The following is a 17,960-nucleotide window of genomic DNA, read 5'->3' as shown; positions in this document are numbered from 1 at the left end:
AGCGCTCTCTCATTGTGTTCACAGGCTGAGAGCGCTCTCAACAGGATGTTTCCCATCATGCCACCATAGTGAGTAGGCTGCCACCGTTAAATGGACACAATTTAGTAACACCTCTCACAAGGCGGGTGTTCAGGCTTTCGTCGGTACTTCTTGTGCCTGACGGCAACCGTTGCTCACAGTGCCACAGCTGTGGAGACCAGCGTCGCTACGGCGACGATTAACAGCAGCCCACCGAAAGTCAGTGTCAGGGTGCTGTCTTTGGCTCGAGTGGTCAATTTTCCGCCGAAGATTCCACCCACCATTGAGGCAGCCGCGAACGACAGTGTCACAACCCAATCGACGCTCACGTGAGTTCCCACCCGAGATAGCAGTCCCATCGCTGAGGCAATGATCATGATCAACAGCGACGTGCCTGACGCTTCCTTGATCGGGAATTTCAGCACCAGCACCAGCATCGGAACAACCGCGAACCCGCCGCCGACACCGAAAAAGCCAGTCAGGAAGCCTGTCAGTGTTGCCGCAGCGATCAGTGCCCAGACGTTGACGCCGTCCAGTGAGAAAAGACGACGAGGCGCGCGGGCACCCTCGTCAATACGGGTGGAGGAAGGGTCAGCATCGTCGCCATCAGCACCATCAGCGGGAGTATCGTCGAGGGCATCTGTGGACGCATCGCCGGATGACGATCCGGCACGGCGCAACACTCGCCAGATCATGAGTGTGCCCACGCACAGCAGCAATGCGCCAAAACAGAGCATGAGGATGGTGCCGTCTACCAGCACGCTCAGGCGTGAACCGGCCAGGGACCCGATGCACGACAGGGCTCCGAAAATGAGCCCTTCCTTGATTCGAACCCGTCCGTGGCGCTGGTGGTCAACGATTGACACGACGGCGGTCAGAGCCACGATGACCAGCGACGAAGCGGCGGCAGAATGGGGGCTCTGCCCCAGCAGATACACCAGGATCGGGACGGACAAGATGCCGCCGCCGGCGCCCAGCGCGCCCACCACGACACCCACCGCTAATCCGACTGCCAACGCTGCAACAATGCTCATCATGTCCTGCATGTTCCCTTTCGCGTGTCATTCATAATGTCGCTGGCGGGCCGGCCCGAGACAATCAGGCCCGCCATGCGCTCCAGGTCAGCGCTGATGTGTCGGTAGAAGTGCTCGTATCCGGCGCACAGATAGTTCTGCCCGTACTCTCCGTCGACCGAGCGAACGAAGCGGTCCTTCGGGCATCCGCCATAACACAGCTGCAGGTACGGGCAACGCCGGCATTGTCCGGTCAGCTCGAGGCGTTTCTTGCGTGAAAAGCGGCCCATCGTGTCAGTTCGGGCCAGGTCAGCAAACGCGTCCGATGCCACGTTTCCCACAAGCCAGTCAGGTTCAACCCAGTGGTCGCAGGCGTACACATCGCCGTTGAATTCCATGGCGAAATTGAATCCGCACTCGGGCGCATGCACGCACACCGACGCGGCACCGAAAAGCGCAGACAAGGCTGAATCGAAATCCTGGACGAAGACGCGCCCCACATCGCGCTTAACCCAGCAGTCGAAAACGGTGGAGAGGAACTGGCCGTACGCCTCAGGGTCCACGCTGCGTGATGTCACATCCGAGCCATGCTGACGGTAGAACACGCTCGGAGCGCGCTCCCCTTCGCCGCGCCAGCCGTTTTCAGCCAGATCAGCATATTCGGGGTCGACGCGCTCCACGATGGGAATGAACTGCATAAACTCAGCGCCCAGCTCATCGCGGAAGTACTCGTACACTTCGCGGGCGTGGTGTTCGTTCGCATGGTGAACGGTGCACAGGACATTGCAGCGCACACCGGCTTCCTGCAGGTATCGCCACCCTCGAATCACCATCGTGTGTGTGCCGCGGCCACCCTTATTCAGTCGGTAGGCATCGTGCAGCGCCTCAGGCCCGTCAATCGACACACCAACCAGGACGTCGTGCTTGGCCAGGAATTGCGCCCAGTCGCGGTCGATCAGAGTGGCGTTGGTCTGAATCGCGTGGACAACGCGTTGCGAGGGGCGGCGGTAATCCTCGCACAGCTGGACGGCACGTCTGAAAAAGTCGAGTCCGCGCAAGGTGGGCTCGCCACCTTGCCACAGCATCGTCACCTCGCCGTCGGCGCTGGCGGCCAGGAACTCTGCGATGTATCGCTCCAGCGTGTCCTCGCTCATGCGTTGGCGCGGCACGTCGTAGAGCAGTTCCTTCGACAGAAAGAAGCAGTACTGACAGTCGAGGTTGCACGCCGCACCAGAGGGTTTGGCAACGACGGAGAAAGGAAATCTTTCGCGTGCCAGAGGTGTCCCGTCGAGAGAAGGGGCCTCGGTGCGCACATGTGGAAACGGCAGTGGTGTCAGTGCCGGCACGGAGTCTGCTGCGGGTTCGGGATCCGGCGCTCGAGGTGATCCGCGTGTCATGGATACCTCCTGCCCGTTCATCGTCAGCCGTTTTGATCCAGCGTAGTCACGGTTTTCGCTCAGGCGCCACCGCATCAAGGCCCGGGCGGGATGTCTTATGCAACGTCACATCGTGCAGTGATCGCGTCCCTGCCCGACAGTTGGCTCCCTCGTTATTGACGAGGGGCGTGCCGCATCACTGTTCGAATGCGCGCCAGCTGATCACGCAGTTCGGTGAGACGCAGGACCAGGCGGTAACGAAGCATGTTGATCGGGATTTCCCCGTACGTCCACACCTGTGTCGGTTCGGCAGCAAATTTCGTCTTGAACGTATCGAGGTGGGCGAACTGGGGAGCGTCTTCTGAGCCGATTCCCATCAGATCCAGGGTGTGGCACTTGCGTTCGCGGGCCACCTGAATCATCTTCCACACCAAGGCGTCGGGAGCCAGTTCGCGTTTGGCCTGAGGCGTGGCAGCGGCAAAGTAGTAGGTGGCGAGGTCGTGCGCATGGGTCATCATCAACCAGGCCGAAGATTGACCTTCGGGGGCGTAGGTGATCAGTGTTGCCGCATCCCCTGTGCCAATGCAGTCAGGAAGTCATGGTAGTAATCGCCCGTGAAGGTGGCGAAGTGTTCCGCGCTGCCGAGATTGTTCATGATCTCGACAAGAGGGCGAAATTCTTCAGCGCTCAAAGAGGTATAGGTGTGAATAGCACTCTAATCGATCTCGCGCAGGGCTTTCCGCGCGTCGCGTCGCCCTCGTTTTTTCATGCGAGCGAGCACATCGGAGTCCTCATCGCCCTTAAGGTCCAGCATCACCGTACGATCGTAGGCCACGGCATCGCTGCACGGCAGGCACTGCGCCTGAAGGCTCGCCACAATTCTGAGGAACGTGGCATCACTGCGTGATTTCTTGACGTACGCGGCTAGGTCATCGATCATGCGTCGTTCAACTGAGGCAGGGGGCGCTCATTCCAGACCGGCCCGCCACGAGACCACAGGAACGGTACACGATGAGTCTCATACGACTTCAAGGTTAAGACTGCTTCATAGTGCCCATCAGTCCACAGGTGGCGGGACCCCTCACAAAGGTCGCGGCTCTCATGCAGTGCGTCCACGCGATCCCATTGCACTGTCGCCTCGATCGGCACCAATGACTGCGCACGTGACAGGAATGCCTCGTATTCCTCGTCAGTCAGTGTCTGGATATGCGAATCAGCCGATACTTCCGCTGCAGTGTAAGGGTCGCGCGAAACGGGCGCGCTTTTTTCTTTGTGACTCACGACGCTCACCTTCTGTGTCTGACCTACGGAGCAGGGATGATGATCCGTATCCCACCAACCGGCCATACTCATTGGAAAAACGTCACTGTAGGCGGATATTGCGCCGAATCTTTCGAGATCCTCAACGGACAACAACGGTTCAGTAACGAGTTGCAATTCCTCATCGTAGCATTTGGATCATCCCGAGGATCTCACTGTGATCACTTGAGGCTGACACCACAAAGGCCCCGGCCCATGACACCTCACCCCGCCGATCAGGCCACTCGAGAGACCGTTCGTCGGGGTGAAGCTCAGATGATTGCGATGCTTCTACTTTTCCGTGCTGAACATGTAGTTCGTGGCCACCACGATCGCGCCGTAAATCAGTCCGGCGATCGGCCACACCAGCCACGAGGTTTCCCAACTGCCCAGGAATGACACCGCCAGGAAGATTGCAACGGTCAGCAGCCAGTACACTCCGCTGATCATGCCCAGAGGGCTGTGTGAGGTCTTCTTGGCCAGGTCGTACTCTTCAACCTGCAAGATGACGTTCATGCCGTTCATAACAGTCTGAACTGCAGTAATGCTGTAGGTCGCGACGGCGAAGACGATCAGGGAGAGAGCAAAGCAGATTGCCAGTATCCCGTCCCCGAACACGTCCGACAGTATACTGCCAAGTATCAAAATCAGTAGCCCGACGATGTAGGAGATCACGGAGATCGTAACAGCACGCGAATATGTCGGCTTAAACTCCTTCTTCTGCTGCTCAGTTCGATACGTTGCGGAAATGGTGGGCGCCAGAATCTTCTTCGACATGTCCTCATACTCACCTGAGTAGGGGTTTTTCAGCATGAAGTACAGTCCGAGGCAGACCAGAATTGCCACTACTGTCAATCCGATGGCACCAGCGATCATCTCAACGGTCTCGCCGCGTCCGTCAGCCACCATGCCACCGCAGATCAAAGCGATTGGAGACAGGATAAATGCTGCCACTCCCAAGGCGATGGGGCGTGCCCGTTTGCGTCGATGCTCAATGAACTCGGCGGCTCGTTCAGGACTGATCTGAATCGGTGTATCAGCCAGGGTGACTGTGCGCTCGGTCGGTGCTGTCACCTGGGGATCGTCCACCTGGCTTGCCGCTGCCGACTGGGGTGATGCGGCCTGGGCTGGAGCGGCTACTCCCAATTCTGCTGCCAACTCATCAACATCTCCGAAGTCAGCGATGACCTGGGACAGTGCGTAGTGTTCGGGCAGTCCCTGCGCCAGGAGTTCGTCGTATTTGTCTTCCATCAGCTCGAGCATTTCACTGCGGGCCTGGTCGGTTTCAGGGGTGTGGGGAAGGGATGAGAACATGTACTCGAGATATTGCTTGATGGCTTTCATGATTACTCCTCAACGAATGAATTGATCAACGAGGGTTTTGGTGTCGTTCCACTCGGAGCACTTGTCATGGTAATAGGTACGTCCTTCTGTGGTGATATGGAGGTAAGTCCGAGGTTTTCCGCCGGTTCGGGTGCCGGGGTACGAGGTCACATATCCGCCTTTTTCAAGGCGCTTGGATGCGGAGTACAACGTCGTTTCCTTCATGACGAAGTCACTGTTGCTCAGTTCGGTGATGGATTTGGATATTTCGTAGCCGTAGCTGTCCGAGTCGAGCAGAACTCGCAGAATCATCAGTTCCGTGCATCCGCGCAGAACTTCACTACTGACCATGCGGGTTCCTCCCTTTGTGATCCCGTCGCCGCACTGTTGTGGTGATGTGTATGCCCCTCAGCAAGTACTCCATGTGAAGTACTACGTCTGATGTAGTAAACACTGTACACCTACTACTACGTCACATCAAGTAGTTTGGGTCACTTCATGGTGCGGTGATTTCCGCCTTACGTGTGTTGGCAGCGACTGAGCCGAAGATCACGCGCTGCACCTCCTAGAGGCCGAAGCCGTCGATTTGACGCCTCGTTGTGCACATTCCCCTAGATCTAAGGCCACCACATGCACATTCCCCTAGATCTAAGGCGACCTCGTGCACGATGCCCTGGAAAAAAGAGAGCCTTTTCAGCACTCTTTTCCATGTGTCCACGTCAGCCGGCATTAGCTTCAGCGACGCCCGCGACAGACCTTGTTGATCTAGGGGTTTGTGCAATTTTCTGCCTAAATCTAGGGCTTCGTGCATTTTCTTCCCTTAAATCTAGGGGATTGTGCGTTTTTCTCCTCTAGATTGAGGAGATTGTGCACGCAGACGGCTGCTTGACGATCAGCGCCGACGGTCAGCGCTGGCATGGCGGATTGCGGAGGCGAGCGAAAAGTTCGGACAGTGTGCGCTACGCGCAGTGTTTAAGGCGAGCGCCGGCGTGGCGGATCAGGGGGTGCAGGGCAGATCACGCTCATCGATGTTGCTTTCATTAAAAGTTGTGCCTAACGTAACTAAGCAATTCCTAATTCACTGTTAGAAAGTGAGAGTGCGTTTATGCGCCACCTGGCGAAGACTCTGGTGACCATCAGTGCATCGATTGCGCTGATCAGTGGATGTTCCACTGGGGCCACTGACGCTGGCGAATCTGACCTGGCGACGCATCAGGATACTTCCGCCCAGCCGGCATCGGCTCAGTCCGGGCAGGTCCCACGCGACATTATCAGTGCCTACCGCAATTGGTCGATACGTCGCCAGCCATTGAGACGCACTCGGGTGAATGCCGGGGCCGTCGAGGTGGCGCTCGGCATTATCCCAGTTGATGTCGTTGCCCAGTCGAACAAAGATCACGCTTCCCGGTTCGATGTGGGTGCGTTGGTCGCGTGCACAGTCTTCGAGGTCCTGCGCGGTGACCTGGGTTCTGGGTGGGACGCGACCGTTTTCTGATCGCGCGGCCACGTCGAGCAGCACGCCGGGCGCATCAATGATGGGAATGCTTTCCGCGCCTCCTTCTAAAATCCGTCGTAATTTTCGAGGGTGTCTGCGCGAGATGAGCACCCGTAGAAGTGCAGATCGTCTGCCTGGTGGCATAGCGCGTCGATGTGTGTTCCGGCGTGCTCGTTCATGACGATCACGCCGGAGGCGCTGGAGCGCGGCAGTGTGCCGGGCTGTTCGCGCAGGGTGTCTTTGTGGCGGCGATACAGATGGTAGGAGTATCCGGGTCGGTGGGATCCCAAAACTGGCATACCGTCGAAGCGTTGCTGTTCCAGGTCAATGATCTGAGGTGTCATGTCCGCCTCCGCACTTTCGTCGGTCCACGCCGCGATATTTCAGTCCTCAAGAGTGATGACTGTGTCGAAGAGGCCCACATCTCTGAGCTCTTTGTGCGAGCGGATGCCTGTGTAGCTAAGCGATGCGTCCTCATAACGACGAAACGCGAAAACGGCCTGATTCATGTGGATCGAGTTGAATACCCCCAAGTCTACGAGGAGATGAAAATCATCAACTGTCAAACCAGTTACTGTCTTGAACAAGTCAGGCTCTATTTTTGTGATTACGTCTTGCAACGTATTTTCCCGGAAGTCTGTCAGGTACATAAATGCCGGAATGCGCGTAGCGAACTTGATGAGCTTCTCTTGAATCTGCTTGCGCTTGGACTTGTATTCCTTTTCCTCTGCTGTAAGTTCCTTTCTTTTGTCTCCTGAAAGAGTGTCGCCTTTTTGCTTCTTGGTTTTCGACACTGACTCGCTCTTGTTAACGACCGTTTCGAAGACGTCTGACCCAAGCGAGCGGAAGCCCTCGATGTTCATAATGGCTTCCATTGCGGCTTCGTTGTTCATAATCTTGCGCAACGTAGCGTTGTCTACGTTCACCAGAATCGCAGACTCCCACTTGCGCGCCAATAAGGTTGCTGACGTGCCTGACATTGCGATGTCAAGGATGCTTCCGGCATCTATTTGCGTCATATTCGCCCCGTCATAAGCGAGCACTGGAAGGAAACTCACCAACTCAGCAACGGCATTCTCCGGGTTCGACATCTGCGGATTGAGCCCAGCACCATAGTCTGCTACCTGCCGAAGAGCTCGAGTCGGTGCGAAATCGAAGACGAAAGCAACAGGCTTGAGGACTTCCTCCTTTGAGGGATTGTCGCCATTTGGGTTCTTAATGGACCACGGAGACTGCACACGAAACGCTGCCTGGAAATAAGTCTCTGGACTGGCGAGGTTACGCAACATCAAGATCGATGACCACTGCTTCACCGTGACACCGGTGGTCAGCTTTCCACAAGAAAGCGTGATCGTTTTTGTCTCGATTCCATCTCCTATTGCGCGACGTACCGGTGGAAGAGCTTCTATGCCAACACCTGCACCTTTACCTGCCACTATGAGAACGTGATAAGAATGCCAGCAAAGCATAGTGACGCCGCTCAAATTCGTTCTTTCCGTACTTTTGCTGAACCGTCGACAGCTTACGCCTAAGCACTTGCTTCAGAAAGTTGCCTTCACCACAGGCTGATTCGAGAAACCGCGAGTCAATACGTTCAGACTCCCCCTTGACCAGATCCAACATTGTATCAACAATATGCGGCGGAGTGAATACTTCGCCGTGCTCGGTCACACGTTCTTTGGACTTGACGAATATTTCCTTCTCACCCATTGGAAAGCCATTCCCCCCATTCTGCCACTCGCGGCGTGCCACACGGGACCTTACCCCCCAAGACTACCTTTTGTGACCCACGACATAGATTCTGGAAGAGCGCTACGCAATTCAGCAAGACAACTCATAAGAATACAGCACTTCTTGTCTAGAAATTGCGCCAAGTTGTGTGATACTTCCCTGCCGCATGTTAGCGCACTGGATACTTCTTAAGAAATAAAACATGGCACCTAAACATGTCGTGCGCATACACGTGATCGACATTTTGTTATCTTAAGTGATCTTATATTGGTTCATGCACTCCGATGCTTTAAAGAGGTGACTTATACGATTTTTTCAGTGACATAAAACAATTTCAGTCATGACAGCGACAACTTTCAGCACACACAGAACCGAAACATTTCGTTGAGGTTCTCATAATTAGCACACTTTTTCAATAAATGGAAATATAATAACCAAACTTTGAGAAAAGATCAAATAGCAAAAAGATAGATTTGCCGTTTATTTGAAGATACGTCATTTTAAAAAGTGCCTGAAATAGTCCCGGCCCACCACAAACTCATCTATTCCTATTTTTTCTAGGTAAGGCACATCCGAAAGCTTAACCCCTCCATCAATTTTGATGGCGAAGCTCGTATTAGATTCTTTACGCATTCGAATAAGTTCTGGAACCTTATCTAGCACCGATTTGATAAAGATACCGTCTGAATCACCTGGTTCGTAGCCCATGATAAGGACGCAACTTAGCTGATTTAGTTCGACCGGAATATCTCGTGGATGTTCATCTGGCTTCAACGAAGCGCCTATATTACCCCTACCACTCGGCGACACTTTCGCTAGCTTTGCAGTTTCACCGGCACCGCCAACTTCAGCCACCAACTTCGGCAGATCTGCCAAGCTTACAATCACCCTAGAACGTGGGCGTGCTCTCAAGAGTAGCAGTGCATCAGATGCCGATTGCTGCGTCATCACATGGAACTCAAGCCCGAGGGCCGACTTAGCTTTCACCGTTTCTTCAGGAGTCCACGATTTTTCTTGCGTCGCTTTACCGTCCATCAAGTCAATGTGTACGCCTCGACAAGGCCCCCTACCAACCTCTTCTATGATCTTTTCGAGGGTTCGCGTTCCACTCGTTAAGTCCCTATCAAGGCGCCGCTTAGTTTGTGCTTCGCAAACAGCAGCTAAAGAGATGGCAGAAAATACTGAAGGCCAGACTTTCTCTAAATTAGATCGATCCAAGTCATCACCAAAGTTTTCCATCACTTTGTTTGTCTGATTACACATCCCACCGGCCTGCTATCGCACAACTACGGATGTAAGTGTCGTATAGATCTGGCCATGCTGGTTCCTTGCGCGGCACAACGGGAGTCTCCCAACTCGGTGCATACTCGTCGCGCAAACTTGCAAAATCCACGCCTTTCAGCACAGCCAGAGCTTGCAGTCCAGCTCCACGCACAGTCGCTTCCGGACAGCCAAGGATACTTACAGGCCTGTCGATTAGATCGGCCAAAATTTGTATTATTCCTCGCGAACGCGCCGCCCCTCCGATAGCGACCACACGCCCACTAGTGTCTACACCATGCTGCTCGATTTGCGCTAGCCCGCGAACCAGCCCGAGCAACACCCCTTCAATTACTACTAATGCCAGCTGATGCCTAGTAATTCCATAATCAATACCTACCAGTAAACCTTTAGCCCCAGGATAATTAGGTGAACGCTCACCACCCAGATAGGGAACCAGCACCGGTCGAGGCGATCTACGATCGGCCTGCACCGCCATCTCGCCAAGTTTACTAACCTCAACTCCCATTAGCTGAGCGAAAAGATCCGTTACCTGAGTTAAGTTTTGCGTGCAAACCAATGGCTGCCACGTTCCTGTAGTGGAGGCAACGCCATCAATCATTCCACTAGTATCAGCTATAGGAATTTCGGAAATCGTGAACACAACACCCGAAGTCCCTAGAGAAAAACAAACGTCTGTTGGTTGTAATCCAATTCCTGCAGCAGCTAGGTGCTGATCCCCTCCCCCTGGACCAACGGGAATTCCTGTCTCCAGTCCGAGCTGGGTGGCGCTTTCAGGGGTTAGTAAGCCCGCTTGACCTTGAGGATCAAGAACGTGAGGCATCAACCGCGCCCAGTCTTTAGCGTCACCGAAACAATCTTCTAGTAGAGAAATATTCCAACTATTTGTGCATGAATTAAAGTAACCTGTTCCAGATGCCTCGGATCTGTCAGTCACATAATTACCCGTAAGACGGAAGTTTAGGTAGTCATGAGGGAGAAGAATCTTCTCCAACTGATTCACAGTTTCCGGCTCGTTTTCCATTAGCCATGCCAATTTGGAAACAGTGAAAGCAGGTGATGGAACTGTTCCGCACTCTCTTGCCCAACGTTGTGCTCCCAATTTTTCAACAAGCGCAGATATATGGGGCGTGCCTAATGTGTTATTCCATAGTTGGGCCGGGCGGATAACATCATTCTGGCAATTTAGAGCAACAAGTCCATGGCACTGCCCGGCAACTGAAATCGCTCGAATACTTCTCAGATCGATGCCGCTCTCACCTAGCTTCCGAAGAGCAGCTACTAGAGACTGCCACCAGTCCTCCGGGTTTTGTTCAGCTGAAGGTGCGACCGCTGGAGGTAATGGGGACGAAGCCATTCCAGCCGATTCGAAGTTGTCCGTAGTGCGAGCTTCAACCGTAACGGACTGAGTAGATAAGTCTACTCCTAGTACATACTCCGCCACCTCATTCGCCCCGCAATTGTTGGCGCAACTCATCGACGCGTTTTCCCACGCCACCTGCCGGATGAAGATCCAAAGACTTATCGAGCTGCCAATGGCCAACATCCATTAAAATGCGAGCTAATGCGTCGCCCCATACAGCGGCAACCAACGTGGAACCCATAGCTATGAAGTTACCTGGATCTGCATTATCAATCGTGTTCGTAATGCAGGGGATATCCGCCTCCTCGTAGAGCGTGGACCCCCTTCCTTCAGTGAGACCAACGGTAAGAACTTCTTTTTCGTTAACAAGCTTCACTAATTTGCAGACCTCGTCGGATTCACCACTCTTAGAAATGGCAATCAATACATCCGTAGATTCTATTGCCCCCATGGTTCCATGCAGCGCGTCCATTGCTGGGATAAAAAGAGCCGGCGTTCCCGAAACTGCCATGAGATGCGCCATTCGCCGCGCGATGAAAGAAGACGTTCCAGCACCGGTAACAAAGACCTTGCCACCACACTTGGCTATCGCAACAGCGGCTCGAACAAATGTTTCATCGAGCTGTTGAGCGACTGCCGCGACTGCCTGAGCTTCCAGTTCCACGTATCTACGCGCTTTTGCAATCATCTGTGAGTTGTTCATTTTTCCTCCACTGCTTAAGTAATCCCCACTGTTTTCAAAATCAATCTGGCAGTAGCGACACTGTGCCAGCTTCGACTTGAAATCTATCTATCGTGGTTGGTCTATATCCAAGTCTTGTTTCGAATCTATTCCGTCCAAGAGAGTTCCCGGAGCTTGGCCTGACTGAGCAGCGCTGCCGACGTAGCTTCTATTACAGGCATGCCGTGTGCCAATATCAGCACTTTGTCGCTAAGGGAAAGGACCTCTTCTTCTTCCGAAGATACAAAGACTATCGCCATGTTTTCTTTCCGTGCTAGCCGCTTTAACAGCCGATAAATCTCATTTTTTACGCCAATATCGACGCCCTTGGTGGGCTCATCTAAAAGTAGGATTCGTGGTTCCTGTACTAAAGCTCGTCCCAGAAGAACCTTCTGTTGATTACCACCTGAAAGAGAATTCACTGGCTGCGAGGGGCTGCCCCGTAGTTCCAAATCTTTAAGTTGAACAGCGCCGCGTTTTCGCAATGCTGCGAGATCTAGTAATCCCGCTTTCTTAAACTTCTTCAGTACCGGCAGTGCTAAGTTCTGGTACGAATTCATCAACGGAACTATTCCGTCGAACTTTCTCTCTTCTGTAACAAAAGCGATGTCGGAAGCAATAGCATCGCTCGGAGTGCGGGGGGAATAAGGTTCGTCAAAAACCTTCATTTCTGCAGAATCAAACTTAAGCAGACCTGCAATACTCCGAAGAGTTTCTGTTCTTCCAGAGTCGTTCAATCCATAGATTCCGAGAATCTCTCCTTCATGTACAGTAAAGGAGATATTGTGTAGTTTGTCCGAATTAAGGTTTCTCACGGCGAGAGCTTCTCTACCGATCCTTGCATTGGCTTCAGTAGGACTTTCTTCTTCTGCGATTGCCTCATCGCCAGCGATGGCCCGCACCACCTGAGAACGATCCACTGTTGCTGCATCCGCATCGACGACTATCCGGCCGTTCATTAGCGCTACAATTCGATCAGCCACTTGATAGAGCTCATCCAACTTGTGGTTAACGATCAGTACACCAATACTCATCTCTCGCGCAAGCTTATGGATGTAAGAGAGAAGCTGATCTACCTGATCCCCCTCCAGCGAGGTAGTTGGCTCATCTAGCAACAGGTATTTGGTTTCTCTGCTGGCTGCAATGGCGATTTCCAGAAGCTGACGGGTTGCCATTGGAAAAGAGCCAACCTTGGAATCTATGTCGGCATCAATTCCGAAGCGGTCCAATATCTCCTGTGCTTTCTTACTCATCTCAGCAAGTTGGAGTTGACCGTGCCGACGAATCTCTCTACCCAGCCATACGTTTTGGGTAACGGTTAAGTTAGGGAGCAAAGATAGCTCTTGATAGACGGTAGAAACACCCGCAGCGATCGCCTCGGACGGCGATGCAAAATTTACTTCTTCGCCATCTACTTCTAGCACTCCCCCTGAATGACGATGGGCACCAGAAAATACTTTTAGGAGAGTCGATTTTCCTGCACCGTTGTGCCCAACGAGTCCGATTATTTCACCAGGATGAAGCGCAACCGATACGCCTTTGAGCACTTCCACGCCTGAGTAATCTTTAAGCAGATCTCTCGCTACCAGTCCAGCAGCCATTGTCTTCTCCTAAAGTTCTTATACTTAATGCTCTTAGAAGGGGCCCGTGAGAATAAGCTCTATACGCGGGCCCCTTCCAATCTCAATTAGCCAACTTCACCCGGCGCTAGAGTTTCTCCATGCCGAAACGCTTTCAGCTCACGAAGAATTTCAGCCTCAGGAGTCTCCCCGTCTACAAATGAGCGAATTTGCTCGATCACTCGCTTGCCGTAATCGGCAGGCTCTTGAGCGACACAGCCGGGATATAGATCGTCAGTTGCTAGGTCGGGAGCACAGAATCCATATACCTTTACATCGCGACCAGCGGCCTTGACTGCCTCGATAGCTCCCTGCGCTGCGGGTCCTGTGGAAGCAAAGATCACGTTCAAGTCTGGATTGCCCTGCAACATGTCGCTGGTTACCGACAGTGAGTCAGTAGCCACAACATTGCCGTCTACCTTCGCAACTACTTTGGCATTCGGGTTACCCGAAATAGTCTCGGTGAAACCCTCGTCACGAATCGCAACGGGTACTTCATCCGGCTCAGTGACGAAACCAATGTTGAGTTCGGCATCCTTGCCCATATCTTCCAGAACCATCTCGGCAACCTGGGAGCCACCTGCCTTATTGTCCGCACCCAAGTACTGCATAATCGTTCCGCCCTGAGCACTAAGAGCACTCTCATCCACAATCACGTTAACAGTAAATACTGGAACCCCTGCGTCATTGGCAGCCTTAACAATTGCTGCGGCCGGCTCAGACTTAACCGGATTTAGTGCTAACGCGCATGGATTCTTCTGCAGCGCTGCCTCGGCTTGAGCAAGCTGCTGAGCGTCGTCGTCCTCAGCAATCTGCACCTCGGCTTTAAAGCCCTTCTCTGCCGCTGCAGTCTCAAAGCCTTCTTTCATGGCCACGTAATAGGGATTCGTCTGGTTTGGTAACAATACAGAAACCAGCGCTCCCTTTTGTGAACAGGCTTCAGGTACGGGAACCTCCGCAGCCGTACCTTCACCTCCGCTTGATTCAGCTTCCGCTCCAGTTCCAGTATCTACTGCGCCACATCCAGCAAGCGAGAGCGCCGTAAGTGAGCTGAGCGCCAGCACCTTTCTCAGTTTCATGATTTTCCTTTCTGTTGTACGGGTAACCCCGCTCGTGCGTTCCTCTACTCGTAACAGTTACGAACTATCTTGTGTCGTGTGTTTTCATTACTCGCCTTCGATTCACACACGTCCACTTAAGCAGTTACATTCCACTCGGCATTTTCTTTATCTGTTGGACTTTTTCTCTCTGCTTACTCGCTTGGCGCTTGCGCATCCGACCCCGGAAGGAATTCTTATTTGTATCAAACAGCACGCCAAGCAAAATGATCACGCCGATAACCAATGACTGCCAGTATGAGTCGACGCCTATAACGTTCATACCGTTTGAAACTTCTGCGATAAGCAATGAACCGAGGAATGCGCCCAGAATGGTACCGACGCCGCCAAACAACGACACGCCGCCAACGACAGCAGATGCAATTGAGTAAAACTGCTCATTTCCCGCTCCAGCAGTCGGGTAGCCTACCATAAGCCTGGAAGCTGTAATAATACCGCCCAACGATGCCGTCACACCGGAGATCACATAAACCAAGATCGTAGTGCGGGCAATATTAATACCGGCTAATCGCGCAGTTTCCTTGTTGCCACCCACCGCATAAATATGTACACCTGACGCCGTACGCTTGAGCATCAGGCCCAACACTAGAGCAGCGAGCAGCGCGATAATGATAGGAATTGGAATTCCTAGGAACTTTCCACGCCCGAAAAACGCAAACATCGGATCAGAGATCGTAACCGACTTAGCTTGTGTAAGAATCTTAGGAATTGACGCGCTAATGCCAAAGGTTGCAAATGTGACGATAAACGGGGGCATCTTGCCGTAATGCACTGCCATGCCATTAAACAGGCCCACTGCTACACCGGTGACGATCGCCAGAAGTGCCGCCATCCACCAAGGCACTCCATGCTGCATCGCCAATGCTGCAATCATCCCGGTCAAAGCGATGTTCGAGCCAACGGAAAGATCAATACCGCCTGTCAAAAGCACACATGCTTGACCCAAGGCAAGCAGAGTTACCACTGAGCCGTTGAGCAGCAAGACGCTCATGTTGCCAGCAGTTCTAAACTCTGGCGAAATGGCACCCATCAAAAGGGCAACCAAAAGCACCACAATAAACACCCCAAGCTCTTGGGGAAGGTGGAACCTCTTGCGCATAATCGCTCCTTTGCAATCGCAAACCTCATACAAGCGAGCACTACTCGCGCTGCTCATATGAGGGATGCTAGCATTGCTCATATGAGCAGTCAACTGACAACAGTATCTTGCGTGGATTTCGGTCAACCTTTTTATGACGCTACCCACACATAAACTGGATAATCATGCACGTTGCACCATTACAATCAATTTCAAAAGCAAGACTCGCCGAAGGTAAGAGTATGGATCGCGCTGACAGCAAACTGATGACCGCAGTTGCAAAGGCGTTCTACCTAGAAGACCGCAGCAAAGTTGAGATCGCAAGAGAATTTGACATTACACGATTTAAAGTGGCTCGACTTCTTGAGGAGGCTCGCCGAGTAGGAATAGTTCGCATTTCTATTGCCGAAGTAGATGACCAGTCACAAAGCGTCGCGGCTTCCGTTGCTAGACGTCTTCGATTAAAACACGTCACAGTCGTTCCCACACAAACCCTTCCAGAAAACTGGTACAACGCGCTGGCAGCAGGCGCAGCAACACTACTCACACAATTGGCTAAGCCGGGAATGTCTATTGGCATATCTTGGGGGCGCACTTTGGTCAGGGTGGGACTTTTCATTGAAAACTTGCCGCAAGTTGATCTAGTTCAGTTGACTGGCATGTTGGGATATGATCCCAACCAGTCTCCCTTGAAAGTAATGAGCAATATTTCTAGTAACGCCGGCGGGCGCTCCTACGCTTTAATGTCGGCGCTGTTTTCTTCAACTTCTTCAGCGGCAGCACGCTTACGTGAAGAACCAAATATTAAACAAGTCCTTCAGAAATATGATGGGCTCGATATTGCGCTCATATCGGTTGGCTCTTGGAAAGAGCGGATCACACAGCTTACCAGTTATTTATCTGAATCGGAGATTGAAGAACTAGACCGGTTAGGTGCGGTTGCTGACTGTGCCGGAATATTCATTGACGCCAAAGGCAATTACGTTCAGTCTTCACTTAATGAGCGGCGGCTGTCCGTATCAGTTGACCAGCTCAGGGCTACGCCTGCCGTTTTAGCGGTTGCAGGAGAGCCAGAAAAAGCGAGTGCAATCATAGCCATCGCGCGCGCTGGAATCGCCACTCACCTCGTTACGACTAGGGAGGCGGCGTATGAGATTCTGTACCTACTCGACTCAGAAGATGTGACAGAGCCCTCAGCGAACTCCCGAGTGAAACACGGCTAGTAGGCTTTTCAGAGGAGCTCAGCACGCCTCCAATCGCAAATTCCACTGTCCACGTCGGTTCAAAAACGGCCATTCTTGTTCATTAAAGCAGAAAAGTAGAAGCGCTACGTCCCAAGACGACAGACGGGGTATGTGTCCACACTTCGAGTATGTTAAGACGGCTAGGATCCCATTTCCGAATGTGTGCATCTAATGGGCGTGTTCTGGTGGCGTGCGCATTCGTCGAGCTGTTCGGCACCGACCTGCGTGCCAGGTGGCACTGCCCCACCTTCACTGAGCGCGGCCACATCCAACAGCACCGCAGGCGCGTCAATAATGGGGATCGTTTCTGCACCGCCTTCTGTGAAGCCATCGTAATTTTCGAGGGCGTCTGCGCGAGATGAGCATCCGTAGAACTGGAGGTCTTCTGCCTAGTGACACAGTGCATCAATGTGTGTTCCAGCGTGCTCATTCATGACAAGAACACCCGAAGAACTCGAGCGGGGCAGTGTGCCCGGTTGTTCGCGCAGCGTATCGCGGTGGCGCCGGTACAGGTGGTAGGAGTATCCGGGTCGATGCGACCCGAGGATCGGCATGCCGTCAAAGCGGGCCTGCTCCAGATCAATGATTCAAGATGACATGTCCGCCTCCACTGCCTTGTAGGTGCGCATCGCATTATTCAGGTGTCTTGATCCTACGCAGCACAACGCGGTTATGTCAGTGATTTGCGCCTAGTTATCGGAATCATACTTTCGTAACGAGCATGCCTTCCATGTCAGTATGTTGATGTTTCGAAACTCAGACCACGCTTGTGTGCGTGGCAAACGCAAGGCCCCGGATGCACCATGTACGAGAACGAACGGTGGTGAGTTTTTGGAAACCGTAGGCCAGACAGCTGAGAGTTGAGAGGAAGCCGTGCCTGCTCCACAGCCATCATGCAACCCTGAGACAGTCAACAAAAAAGACGCTCATTTTTCTGTCAAAATGAGCGTCCAGTGGTGGAGCTAGTGGGACTCGAACCCACGACCCCCTGCTTGCAAAGCAGGTGCGCTACCAGCTGCGCCATAGCCCCGTTATTGAGTTCCTACCGTACCTGACGGTGACAGCTCCAGACAACCGCCCAGAAAGCGGTCGGGTCGGGTCGCCGTCGTTAATGAGCGGTGGAAGATTCCGGCTCATATTCGTCGGTGACGGACCTCCACAGATCAGCGTTATTGGACAGGTCCTGAGCAATTTGACGAACGACAATCCCCGCTATCGCAGCACCGGCAAGCGCCGCAATGGTCGTGATCGCCTTCTTCACCGCTCCGCCTCCCATTCAGC

General features: G+C 53.1%; 20 protein-coding genes and 1 tRNA gene. 1 reads left to right on the top strand and 20 read right to left on the bottom strand.

Annotation, left to right across the window (positions count from 1 at the left end):
- Window positions 1-173: 173 nt before the first annotated feature.
- From QP093_RS05740 to QP093_RS05655, 18 genes are all read right to left on the bottom strand, one after another.
- Complete coding sequence (locus tag QP093_RS05740; protein WP_285015453.1) at window positions 174-1,055, bottom strand: sulfite exporter TauE/SafE family protein; 882 nt, start codon at window positions 1,053-1,055, stop codon at window positions 174-176.
- The gene (locus QP093_RS05735; RefSeq protein ID WP_285015452.1) at window positions 1,052-2,428 is read right to left on the bottom strand and encodes an anaerobic sulfatase maturase; all 1,377 of its coding nucleotides are present in this window, start codon (window positions 2,426-2,428) and stop codon (window positions 1,052-1,054) included. The genes QP093_RS05740 and QP093_RS05735 overlap by 4 nt, the downstream gene beginning before the upstream one ends.
- A 152-nt stretch (window positions 2,429-2,580) precedes the next feature.
- Window positions 2,581-2,925 (bottom strand): peptidoglycan bridge formation glycyltransferase FemA/FemB family protein, encoded by a 345-nt coding sequence (locus QP093_RS05730; RefSeq protein ID WP_058237573.1) that lies wholly within the window; start codon window positions 2,923-2,925, stop codon window positions 2,581-2,583.
- A 38-nt stretch (window positions 2,926-2,963) separates the two neighbouring features.
- The gene (locus tag QP093_RS05725) at window positions 2,964-3,098 is read right to left on the bottom strand and encodes a hypothetical protein (protein ID WP_285015450.1); all 135 of its coding nucleotides are present in this window, start codon (window positions 3,096-3,098) and stop codon (window positions 2,964-2,966) included.
- A 24-nt stretch (window positions 3,099-3,122) separates the two neighbouring features.
- Window positions 3,123-3,347: a GNAT family N-acetyltransferase gene (locus tag QP093_RS05720; RefSeq protein WP_058237574.1), complete on the bottom strand. Its 225-nt coding sequence runs from the start codon at window positions 3,345-3,347 to the stop codon at window positions 3,123-3,125.
- Window positions 3,344-3,688, bottom strand: coding sequence for a hypothetical protein (locus QP093_RS05715; RefSeq protein ID WP_285015446.1), 345 nt, complete (start codon window positions 3,686-3,688; stop codon window positions 3,344-3,346). Before QP093_RS05715 ends, QP093_RS05720 begins: the two co-directional genes overlap by 4 nt.
- A gap of 309 nt (window positions 3,689-3,997) precedes the next feature.
- Window positions 3,998-5,050: a permease prefix domain 1-containing protein gene (locus tag QP093_RS05710; protein ID WP_285015443.1), complete on the bottom strand. Its 1,053-nt coding sequence runs from the start codon at window positions 5,048-5,050 to the stop codon at window positions 3,998-4,000.
- A gap of 9 nt (window positions 5,051-5,059) precedes the next feature.
- Window positions 5,060-5,380 carry a PadR family transcriptional regulator gene (locus QP093_RS05705; RefSeq protein WP_092649007.1) on the bottom strand — a complete coding sequence of 107 codons (321 nt, stop codon included), beginning with the start codon at window positions 5,378-5,380 and terminating at the stop codon, window positions 5,060-5,062.
- 733 nt (window positions 5,381-6,113) lie between these two features.
- Window positions 6,114-6,668 carry a cyclase family protein gene (locus QP093_RS10055; RefSeq protein WP_350309965.1) on the bottom strand — a complete coding sequence of 185 codons (555 nt, stop codon included), beginning with the start codon at window positions 6,666-6,668 and terminating at the stop codon, window positions 6,114-6,116.
- The gene (locus tag QP093_RS05695) at window positions 6,590-6,868 is read right to left on the bottom strand and encodes a cyclase family protein (protein ID WP_285015438.1); all 279 of its coding nucleotides are present in this window, start codon (window positions 6,866-6,868) and stop codon (window positions 6,590-6,592) included. The genes QP093_RS10055 and QP093_RS05695 overlap by 79 nt, the downstream gene beginning before the upstream one ends.
- Window positions 6,869-6,907: 39 nt before the next feature.
- The gene (locus tag QP093_RS05690; RefSeq protein WP_227469244.1) at window positions 6,908-7,960 is read right to left on the bottom strand and encodes a hypothetical protein; all 1,053 of its coding nucleotides are present in this window, start codon (window positions 7,958-7,960) and stop codon (window positions 6,908-6,910) included.
- Window positions 7,950-8,276 carry a hypothetical protein gene (locus QP093_RS05685; protein WP_285015436.1) on the bottom strand — a complete coding sequence of 109 codons (327 nt, stop codon included), beginning with the start codon at window positions 8,274-8,276 and terminating at the stop codon, window positions 7,950-7,952. Before QP093_RS05685 ends, QP093_RS05690 begins: the two co-directional genes overlap by 11 nt.
- A 474-nt stretch (window positions 8,277-8,750) precedes the next feature.
- Window positions 8,751-9,494, bottom strand: a complete 744-nt coding sequence (locus QP093_RS05680) for a beta/alpha barrel domain-containing protein (RefSeq protein WP_070726095.1) — start codon at window positions 9,492-9,494, stop codon at window positions 8,751-8,753.
- Between the two features lie 16 nt (window positions 9,495-9,510).
- The gene (locus QP093_RS05675; protein ID WP_193599992.1) at window positions 9,511-10,980 is read right to left on the bottom strand and encodes a xylulokinase; all 1,470 of its coding nucleotides are present in this window, start codon (window positions 10,978-10,980) and stop codon (window positions 9,511-9,513) included.
- A gap of 1 nt (window position 10,981) precedes the next feature.
- Window positions 10,982-11,602, bottom strand: a complete 621-nt coding sequence (locus QP093_RS05670; protein ID WP_070726091.1) for an SIS domain-containing protein — start codon at window positions 11,600-11,602, stop codon at window positions 10,982-10,984.
- Between the two features lie 125 nt (window positions 11,603-11,727).
- On the bottom strand, window positions 11,728-13,221 hold the full coding sequence (locus QP093_RS05665) for a sugar ABC transporter ATP-binding protein (RefSeq protein ID WP_070726090.1): 1,494 nt from the start codon (window positions 13,219-13,221) through the stop codon (window positions 11,728-11,730).
- An 86-nt stretch (window positions 13,222-13,307) separates the two neighbouring features.
- Window positions 13,308-14,318: a substrate-binding domain-containing protein gene (locus QP093_RS05660; protein ID WP_285015430.1), complete on the bottom strand. Its 1,011-nt coding sequence runs from the start codon at window positions 14,316-14,318 to the stop codon at window positions 13,308-13,310.
- Window positions 14,319-14,442: 124 nt separating this feature from the next.
- The gene (locus QP093_RS05655; RefSeq protein ID WP_070726186.1) at window positions 14,443-15,456 is read right to left on the bottom strand and encodes an ABC transporter permease; all 1,014 of its coding nucleotides are present in this window, start codon (window positions 15,454-15,456) and stop codon (window positions 14,443-14,445) included.
- 164 nt (window positions 15,457-15,620) lie between these two features.
- Between QP093_RS05655 and QP093_RS05650 the strand changes: the two genes are divergently transcribed.
- The gene (locus QP093_RS05650) at window positions 15,621-16,658 is read left to right on the top strand and encodes a sugar-binding transcriptional regulator (RefSeq protein WP_083314408.1); all 1,038 of its coding nucleotides are present in this window, start codon (window positions 15,621-15,623) and stop codon (window positions 16,656-16,658) included.
- A gap of 975 nt (window positions 16,659-17,633) precedes the next feature.
- On the opposite strand, the gene QP093_RS05645 is transcribed toward QP093_RS05650, so the two are convergent.
- Window positions 17,634-17,709: transfer RNA gene (locus tag QP093_RS05645), tRNA-Ala, on the bottom strand.
- A 78-nt stretch (window positions 17,710-17,787) separates the two neighbouring features.
- Window positions 17,788-17,940 carry a DLW-39 family protein gene (locus QP093_RS05640; RefSeq protein ID WP_227469239.1) on the bottom strand — a complete coding sequence of 51 codons (153 nt, stop codon included), beginning with the start codon at window positions 17,938-17,940 and terminating at the stop codon, window positions 17,788-17,790.
- Window positions 17,941-17,960 lie beyond the last annotated feature (20 nt).

Source organism: Pauljensenia sp. UMB10120 (assembly GCF_030212035.1).
In the GTDB taxonomy this organism is placed as follows: domain Bacteria; phylum Actinomycetota; class Actinomycetes; order Actinomycetales; family Actinomycetaceae; genus Pauljensenia; species Pauljensenia radingae_A.
This window is presented reverse-complemented; position numbering and strand designations above follow the sequence as displayed.

Coding starts and splice junctions, on each gene's coding strand:
- QP093_RS05695 (WP_285015438.1), bottom strand. CDS start 6,868: ATGACACCTCAGATCATTGACCTGGAACAGCAACGCTTCGACGGTATG.
- QP093_RS05655 (WP_070726186.1), bottom strand. CDS start 15,456: ATGCGCAAGAGGTTCCACCTTCCCCAAGAGCTTGGGGTGTTTATTGTG.
- QP093_RS05705 (WP_092649007.1), bottom strand. CDS start 5,380: ATGGTCAGTAGTGAAGTTCTGCGCGGATGCACGGAACTGATGATTCTG.
- QP093_RS10055 (WP_350309965.1), bottom strand. CDS start 6,668: ATGCCACCAGGCAGACGATCTGCACTTCTACGGGTGCTCATCTCGCGC.
- QP093_RS05720 (WP_058237574.1), bottom strand. CDS start 3,347: ATGATCGATGACCTAGCCGCGTACGTCAAGAAATCACGCAGTGATGCC.
- QP093_RS05650 (WP_083314408.1), top strand. CDS start 15,621: ATGCACGTTGCACCATTACAATCAATTTCAAAAGCAAGACTCGCCGAA.
- QP093_RS05665 (WP_070726090.1), bottom strand. CDS start 13,221: ATGGCTGCTGGACTGGTAGCGAGAGATCTGCTTAAAGATTACTCAGGC.
- QP093_RS05680 (WP_070726095.1), bottom strand. CDS start 9,494: ATGGAAAACTTTGGTGATGACTTGGATCGATCTAATTTAGAGAAAGTC.
- QP093_RS05730 (WP_058237573.1), bottom strand. CDS start 2,925: ATGATGACCCATGCGCACGACCTCGCCACCTACTACTTTGCCGCTGCC.
- QP093_RS05735 (WP_285015452.1), bottom strand. CDS start 2,428: ATGACACGCGGATCACCTCGAGCGCCGGATCCCGAACCCGCAGCAGAC.
- QP093_RS05670 (WP_070726091.1), bottom strand. CDS start 11,602: ATGAACAACTCACAGATGATTGCAAAAGCGCGTAGATACGTGGAACTG.
- QP093_RS05740 (WP_285015453.1), bottom strand. CDS start 1,055: ATGATGAGCATTGTTGCAGCGTTGGCAGTCGGATTAGCGGTGGGTGTC.
- QP093_RS05660 (WP_285015430.1), bottom strand. CDS start 14,318: ATGAAACTGAGAAAGGTGCTGGCGCTCAGCTCACTTACGGCGCTCTCG.
- QP093_RS05710 (WP_285015443.1), bottom strand. CDS start 5,050: ATGAAAGCCATCAAGCAATATCTCGAGTACATGTTCTCATCCCTTCCC.